Below are 7,427 nucleotides of genomic sequence, written 5' to 3' on the forward strand. Positions count from 1 at the left end.
ATTAAATTTGAAGGCAGAATTTAAGTACTATGAAAAATTTACACAGTTAGATGGATGGGCTCAAGATAACAGTACGCCAACCATGCTTATAAACATAATAATAAGTGCTGCCTTCGTGACAGCAATTGAGGAAAACCTTCTTAATAGCAAATTATTTAATATGGCACCTGCCAGCATACACAAAACAACAAGCGCAATTACCCAGCCAAAGTCTGATACCTGCATGTGATACACCTGAATAAAAATATATGGGTAACTCAATAGAATACTGGCCATCACCCCATAAATAAAAAACATTACCAAGGTTGTCATTAAAAACTGCTTATTTAATAAGATAGCCCAAAGCTGCCTAGGTCTTTTTTTAATAAGCTTGGCTTGTGGTAAAGTGCAAGAAACAGCGATAATGGATGTAACAACCAAAAGCCCAATAATGATTGCATACCCTAACATAAAACTCATCACGCTTTCCCAGCCATAATATTGCATTAAATGGCTCGCAATAACTGGACCTACTGCAATCATTAAAATGGAAAAAGCAACCAAAAATGAATATACCTTTGAGAATGACTTGCCAGGAAAACTATCTGCGATAATCACACGCATTAATATAGCAGCCATTCCACTACCAACTCCCTGAATTGCCCGTCCTATAAGCATAAATATAATATTATATCCAATATAACACAAAATACTGCCCAGAATTGCAATTACAAGTCCTAACAGAAGTATTTTTATTCGGCCAAAATAATCAGATAATACACCAGATGCCAGCTGTGATAGTGCATTACCTAACAAAAAACAGGCAACGGTATATTGCACAAGCATATCACTTGTATTTAATGCATTATCTAAATAAGGCAATACTGGCAGATAAGTATCCATTAGTGATTGAGGATAGGCGAGAATCAATCCTGCGGTAATAAATAATATCGTTGAGACCAGTATACCCTTTTTCTTACCCTGAATATGCATTCAAAAACCTAAAAACAATCATCCAATGCTCCCATTATAGCTGCTTATCGATATGACAGCATGAAATCTAACATCTTATTTTGCGGTTTCTTGTGCTTTTTTCTCGCAAGAAAAGACAAAACCTTCATCACCAACATGAACCGAGATCATATCTCCTGGGGCAAACTTGCCTTCAAGCAAGTAGGTTGCTAATGGGTTTTCGATATAATGCTGAATTGCCCGTTTTAACGGCCGTGCGCCAAAAACCGGATCAAACCCATGATCAGCCAACTCATCCATTGCCGCATCTGATAACTCCAATGTAAGCTCACGTTCAACCAGGCGTTTTCTAACACGGTTAATCTGGATTTTAGCAATCTGCTTAATCATTTCTTTATCAAGTGGCTCAAAAACAACGGTTTCGTCAATACGGTTGACAAACTCGGGCCTGAAATGCTGTAACACAACCTGTATAACCTGTTCTTTTACTTTGTCATAACCTTCTGATGCTAATTTTTCTTGAATCAAATGCGACCCTAAATTTGATGTCATAATCAAAATCGTGTTTTTAAAGTCTACGGTTCGACCATGACTATCTGTTAGACGTCCATCATCCAGGATTTGTAATAAGATATTAAACACATCTGCATGCGCTTTTTCCACCTCATCTAATAAAATCACAGAGTATGGTTTACGGCGTACATGTTCAGTTAAATAACCACCTTGCTCATAGCCGACATATCCAGGAGGCGCACCAATCAAGCGTGCCACAGAGTGTTTCTCCATAAATTCAGACATATCAATACGCAGCATGGTATCTTCGCTGTCAAACATAAACTCTGCCAAAGCTTTTGTAAGCTCTGTTTTACCGACACCAGTTGGCCCTAAAAACAAAAATGAGCCAATGGGTCGATTAGGATCAGAAAGCCCAGAACGAGATCTTCTTACCGCACTTGATACTGCTTCAATCGCCTCTTTTTGTCCAATAACCCGTTTACCAAGAAAGTCTTCCATATGAAGTAATTTTTCTTTTTCGCCTTCCATCATCTTAGATACCGGAATACCTGTTGCTTTTGAGACCACATCGGCAATTTCAGCTTCAGTTACTTGTGTTCTAACCAGCTTTGTTTTAACAGGATCTTGTGCGCTTATCGATTTAATCTGCTCTTCTAGCTGCGGAATCAAACCATATTGAAGCTCTGCCATCTTTGATAAATCACCATGTCGCTTGGCTGCTTCTAAGTCCACTTTCGCCTGATCTAATTGCTCTTTAAGCTTCTGAGAACCCTGCATCTGTGCTTTTTCTGATTTCCAGATTTCTTCAAAGCCAGAATATTCTTTCTCCAGATTTTTAATTTCTTCTTCAAGCACATCCAGTCGTTTCTTTGTTGCGCTGTCTTTTTCTTTTTTAAGCTGCTCTCGCTGCATCTTAAGCTGAATAATACGGCGATATAATTTCTCCATTTCTTCAGGTTTTGAATCAATCTCCATTCGAATCTGGCTGGCTGCTTCATCCATCAAATCAATGGCTTTATCAGGCAGCTGTCGATCAGTGATGTAACGGTTTGATAGAGTTGCTGCTGCAATGATTGCAGGGTCAGTAATATCAACCCCATGATGCACTTCATAACGCTCTTTAAGGCCACGCAAAATTGCAATCGTATCTTCAACGGTTGGCTCATCAACCAATACCTTCTGGAAACGTCTTTCTAAGGCTGGATCTTTCTCTACATGCTCACGATATTCATCAAGTGTTGTTGCACCAACACAACGAAGCTCGCCTCGTGCTAGCGCAGGCTTTAACATGTTACCAGCATCCATAGAGCCTTCCGCCTTACCAGCGCCCACCATCGTATGCAACTCATCAATAAATAAAATCACTTTGCCTTCCTGTTTAGAAAGCTCCTTTAATACCGATTTTAAACGCTCCTCAAAATCACCACGAAATTTTGCACCAGCTAAAAGCGCACCTAGATCTAAAGATAAAATATGCTTATCTTTAATGCCTTCAGGAACCTCACCATTTACAATTCGTTGTGCTAAACCTTCTACGATAGCTGTTTTACCAACGCCTGGCTCACCAATTAATACCGGGTTATTTTTGGTTCGTCGTTGAAGTACCTGAATCGTGCGACGAATCTCAGCATCACGCCCGATAACAGGATCAATTTTACCTTGACGTGCTCTTTGCGTTAAGTCAATCGTATATTTCTGCAATGCGCCTTGCATATCCTCGGCATTTTGACTGCTTACTGTCTCACCACCGCGAAGCTTATCGACTGCTTTTTCTACGTTTGCTTTTGTTAAATTTGCCGAGGTAAGCATTTTTGCTAAAGTACTATCTTCAAAAGCAGCAATTAAGAATAAGTCACTTGAAATAAATTCATCTTTTTTTTGTTGTGCAAGCTTCTCCATGCTCTGCAAGACACGGATTAATGCGTTAGATGCATTTATTTGTGCTGTTGCTGTACTTGTTGCCAGCGTATCCAATGCACTGTTTAAAGCTGATTTAACAACATTAAGATCACCACCTGCTTGTGTGATAATCGAGCCAATCATGCCGCCCTCTTGATCAAGCAATGCTTTAAAAACATGTACAGGCTCCAATAAAGTATGACTTTTACCCACGGCAAGGCTTTGTGCCTCAGATAATGCTTCTTGTAGTTTATGTGTAAATTTATCTGCCTTCATATATTGTATTTCCTTTCACTTTTAAAATTAAATAAACCAAAATACTTAAGATCAATACAACTTTAGAAATTTAAGTATTACGCTTTTCTGCCTTATTGGCAATAAAACTCTGTTTATAGAAGTGCGGCTATAAAATCCATTTTCAAGAAAAAACCGTAAAAAATGCAAAAATTAAAATGTGGTAAACAAGCAAAAAATGCTTTTAATGTATCTGTGTAATGACGGTTTGAACCCAGTTGGTAAACTTTGTTTGTATGCGTTTTAAAGCTTCTTCAGAGTCCGCTTCAAAACGTAAAACCAAGCAAGGTGTTGTATTAGATGCTCTGACAAGCCCCCAACCATCACAAAACTCAACACGAACCCCATCGATCGTGATAACATGTTCATTTTGAAATTGCGTTTTAGCCAATTGTGATAACTTCTCTACAACAGCGAATTTCACCTTTTCAGCAATTTGAATGTTAATCTCTGGCGTATTAATGCTTTGTGGGATCGTCGCAAAAAGTTGATCCAGATCCTCATTTGTTTGACTTAGAATGCTTAATAAGCGCACGCCTGTATACAAACCATCATCAAATCCAAGCCAACGATCGTTAAAGAAAGTATGCCCACTCATCTCACCGGCCAAGTCTGCCCCTATCTGCTGAATTTTTTTCTTAATCAAGGCATGCCCTGTTTTATACATTACAGGTTTCCCGCCTAATTTCTCTACAAAGTCAGCTAAGTTTTTTGTGCATTTCACATCATATAAAATCGTTGCACCAGGCTTATTATCAATAACCTCTTTTGCATAAAGCATTAATTGCCGATCAGGGAAAATATTATCGCCTTTTGGCGTAATTACGCCTAATCGATCTCCATCACCATCAAAGGCAAGCCCAACATCCGCATTATATTTTTTCACAGCAGCAATTAAATCCTCTAGATTCTGCGGTTTACTTGGATCTGGATGATGATTGGGGAAGTGACCATCTACCTCACAGAATAAAGGGATAACCTCACACCCCAGTTTTTTGAATAGTTTAGGGGCAATATCCCCTGCAATGCCATTACCTGCATCGATCACCATCTTTAATGGCCTTGATAGCTTTTCTTGATGGCAAATATAATCGATATAATCATCCTCGATGCTTAGCTGTTGATAATGCCCTTTTGAGGTCGCTTTAATCTGATTATTCAGCAATAAAAACTTTATATCCTGGATTTCTTGTTGTGCCAGGGTTTGTCCAGCAATCATCATTTTAAGCCCGTTGTAATTTGCGGGGTTATGGCTACCTGTCAGCATAATGCCTGTCCCACTTCCTTTTGTTTTTGCAGCGAAATATAAAACAGGTGTTGGCACAGCGCCAATATCCGTTACATTACAGCCACTAAAACGTAATCCATCCGAAAGTGCTTGTAAAAGCACAGGTCCTGAAAGTCGCCCATCTCTTGCAATAAATACATCACATTGTCCCTGTTGTTGTGCCATCGCACCAAATGCCACACCGATATTAAACACGACAGATTCGTTTAAGTCATCTGGATAGGTTCCACGAATATCATAAGCACGAAAAATATGTTCAGGTATTTTATCAATATCTTTTAACATCAAGCAACTTTCCTTTTTTACAGTAAATAAGACTGATCAAACTGTTCAAATGGCTCAATTATATCATCATAGTTTAATGAAATCGCCATGACTTTAAAGCTTTCTGAAAATTCTGTTGCTAATGTTAGTTTTTGCAACTGTTGAGATAACGCAAGGGTCTCTTTATTATCTCTCTGAGAAACTAATGCCTGATAGCGTTCCATAATGCCAGCAGCTAATAAAAACTTCCCCTGTGAAACAAATCCATCAATCTCAAACCCTAATTGTTCTGCGGCCTCTGCAACTTCTGTAAAATCAACATGTGCCGTGATATCTTGCACACCTACATTAATCAAAGGGTTATAATGCACATGGTGCTTGTAATAACAACTTAATGTTCCCATCATTCTTTCAGGACTATAATACAAGTCACGGTGGTATCCATAATCACAGATATATACAACACCTTTAGCAAGAAACCGGCAAATACTTTGAAGCCAAGGGCGTATCCATAGATTTACTTCTGAATTATAAGGCATATCATTTTGCCTATTTTTGATGGGTAGCTTTTCTAGCACTTCATGAAGGCTCTCAGGTAGAGAAGCATTCTTGGTAAATGTAAAACCATCTTGTGAACATGCAACCATAGTTTGAAAAAAATGATTCGACTCATAGCTGAATAATTCAACTGGCATTGCATCTAAGACTTCATTGGCAAAAACAACCGCATTAAGTTTCTCTGTTGGCAATTGTGCAAGCCAGTGAATATTCGCATAATAATCAGGTAAAGCTTCTTGTAATAATTGCCTTTGCTGATGAGCTAAATCTGCACTTGTTTCAATAATATAATAAGCCTTGGGCAACCTGTTTAATTGTTTCAAATGCAATAAACAATCACATGCAAACTGCCCGGTTCCTGCACCAAACTCAACGATTACAGCATCATTACCTAAGGTAGTTAAAAGATTTGCAAAATGCTGCGCAAAGGTCTGTGAAAATAATTTTGAAAAAGTCGGTGCGGTAATAAAATCACCTTTTTCACCAATATTATACCTTGCTGTCGCATAATAGCCCAACCCGGGTGTATATAATGCCATATTCATAAAGTCATGGAAGGAGATCATTCCGTTGTTTTCACTTATTCTTTGCGTAATAACATCGCAAAGCACAGAAACATATGACTGTTCTTTATCTGTCAAAGGCGGGAGAGCGTCACTTTTCATCTGTAAGACAAATATTTAATACATAAAGTAGCACCACCATAATAATAAGCCAAAAAAAAATCCACTCTTTTTCAAAAAAATGGCACTTTAGCGCATAAAAATTTGTACGGTCACCCTTTTTCTTACAAGCATTTCGCCATAGAAAGTTATTTTTTTACAATTTTGTTATTTTATTCTCTAGTTTTTTGTTAAAAATTCAGATAGAGTATTTTAAGTGTGATTTGGCTTAATAAGGCCAATTCACCTCGCTTAAATAACAAGGGATTAAATTTTCAGTGAAATTTATAAGGGAGAAAATTGTGAAAAATCTAACGGTTGAAAGCAAGATTCGGAGTGAATACAATTGTTCTATTATTGATTTTTTTCAAAAATGTATTGACCAGAAAATGGATGCACACGAAATTGCAGCACTTATTGACTGTAGCGTCAGCAATTTACGACGGATTGCGCGTAAATATAAATTTACCTTCCATCGTCCAGAGCCAAGCCCAATGCTTTCACAAAGCGCTGAGTTTCTTACAAACTCGATAACTGTAAATAACTTTCTCTCTAGACGTTGGATACAGCAATCAAGTTTTGTAACAGCATAGTAGTTTAAATTAATAGATTGCTTTTATTTGGCAAAGATTTATTCAAGAATTACCTAGTACCTTTTCCATTTAATTTTGACAAGTTGAAATCTGTTAATCAAGGTCTGGGATACAACACTTAGGTACAGCGAGCGAAATAGTTCGAGGAGTTCTTGGGATTTTATTAATTAAGCCTTTGTGTTCCAAGGCAATAATCATGTGCTGCACACTGGCTGGATCAGCATGGAAATATGCTTGAAAATCAGCATTTGCAGGTGGTCTGCCATTTATTTTGGTGTAATAGTGGATAAATGCAAGGTACTGCCCTTGTTTCTTGGTAAATTTCAGGTTTTCATTGCCCATAGTTATTACTCAATTATTTCAATTGTCTTGTAAGATAAGGATAGCGCAATGAACACGCGA

The 7,427-nt window shown here is 37.9% G+C and carries 6 protein-coding genes; 1 reads left to right on the top strand and 5 read right to left on the bottom strand.

Annotation, left to right across the window (positions count from 1 at the left end; translation table 11 throughout):
* Positions 1 to 60: 60 nt before the first annotated feature.
* The 4 genes from DNK84_RS08810 to DNK84_RS08825 form a co-directional block, all read right to left on the bottom strand.
* On the bottom strand, positions 61 to 972 hold the full coding sequence (locus DNK84_RS08810) for an MFS transporter (RefSeq protein WP_119344161.1): 912 nt from the start codon (positions 970 to 972) through the stop codon (positions 61 to 63).
* A 75-nt stretch (positions 973 to 1,047) separates the two neighbouring features.
* Entirely contained in the window at positions 1,048 to 3,642 is a 2,595-nt protein-coding gene (clpB, locus tag DNK84_RS08815) for an ATP-dependent chaperone ClpB (RefSeq protein ID WP_119344162.1), read from the bottom strand.
* Positions 3,643 to 3,844: 202 nt separating this feature from the next.
* Complete coding sequence (locus DNK84_RS08820; RefSeq protein ID WP_119344163.1) at positions 3,845 to 5,233, bottom strand: phosphomannomutase/phosphoglucomutase; 1,389 nt, start codon at positions 5,231 to 5,233, stop codon at positions 3,845 to 3,847.
* Between the two features lie 17 nt (positions 5,234 to 5,250).
* On the bottom strand, positions 5,251 to 6,435 hold the full coding sequence (locus DNK84_RS08825) for a class I SAM-dependent methyltransferase (protein WP_119344164.1): 1,185 nt from the start codon (positions 6,433 to 6,435) through the stop codon (positions 5,251 to 5,253).
* Between the two features lie 299 nt (positions 6,436 to 6,734).
* Here DNK84_RS08825 and DNK84_RS08830 point away from each other — a divergent pair, with 299 nt between their 5' ends.
* The gene (locus tag DNK84_RS08830) at positions 6,735 to 7,025 is read left to right on the top strand and encodes a hypothetical protein (RefSeq protein WP_119344165.1); all 291 of its coding nucleotides are present in this window, start codon (positions 6,735 to 6,737) and stop codon (positions 7,023 to 7,025) included.
* A 93-nt stretch (positions 7,026 to 7,118) separates the two neighbouring features.
* On the opposite strand, the gene DNK84_RS08835 is transcribed toward DNK84_RS08830, so the two are convergent.
* Entirely contained in the window at positions 7,119 to 7,367 is a 249-nt protein-coding gene (locus DNK84_RS08835; protein WP_119344166.1) for a LexA family protein, read from the bottom strand.
* Positions 7,368 to 7,427 lie beyond the last annotated feature (60 nt).

The sequence above is a fragment of the Facilibium subflavum genome (genome assembly GCF_003574485.1).
In the GTDB taxonomy this organism is placed as follows: domain Bacteria; phylum Pseudomonadota; class Gammaproteobacteria; order Francisellales; family Francisellaceae; genus Facilibium; species Facilibium subflavum.

Coding starts and splice junctions, on each gene's coding strand:
- DNK84_RS08810 (WP_119344161.1), bottom strand. CDS start 972: ATGCATATTCAGGGTAAGAAAAAGGGTATACTGGTCTCAACGATATTA.
- clpB (WP_119344162.1), bottom strand. CDS start 3,642: ATGAAGGCAGATAAATTTACACATAAACTACAAGAAGCATTATCTGAG.
- DNK84_RS08820 (WP_119344163.1), bottom strand. CDS start 5,233: ATGTTAAAAGATATTGATAAAATACCTGAACATATTTTTCGTGCTTAT.
- DNK84_RS08825 (WP_119344164.1), bottom strand. CDS start 6,435: ATGAAAAGTGACGCTCTCCCGCCTTTGACAGATAAAGAACAGTCATAT.
- DNK84_RS08835 (WP_119344166.1), bottom strand. CDS start 7,367: ATGGGCAATGAAAACCTGAAATTTACCAAGAAACAAGGGCAGTACCTT.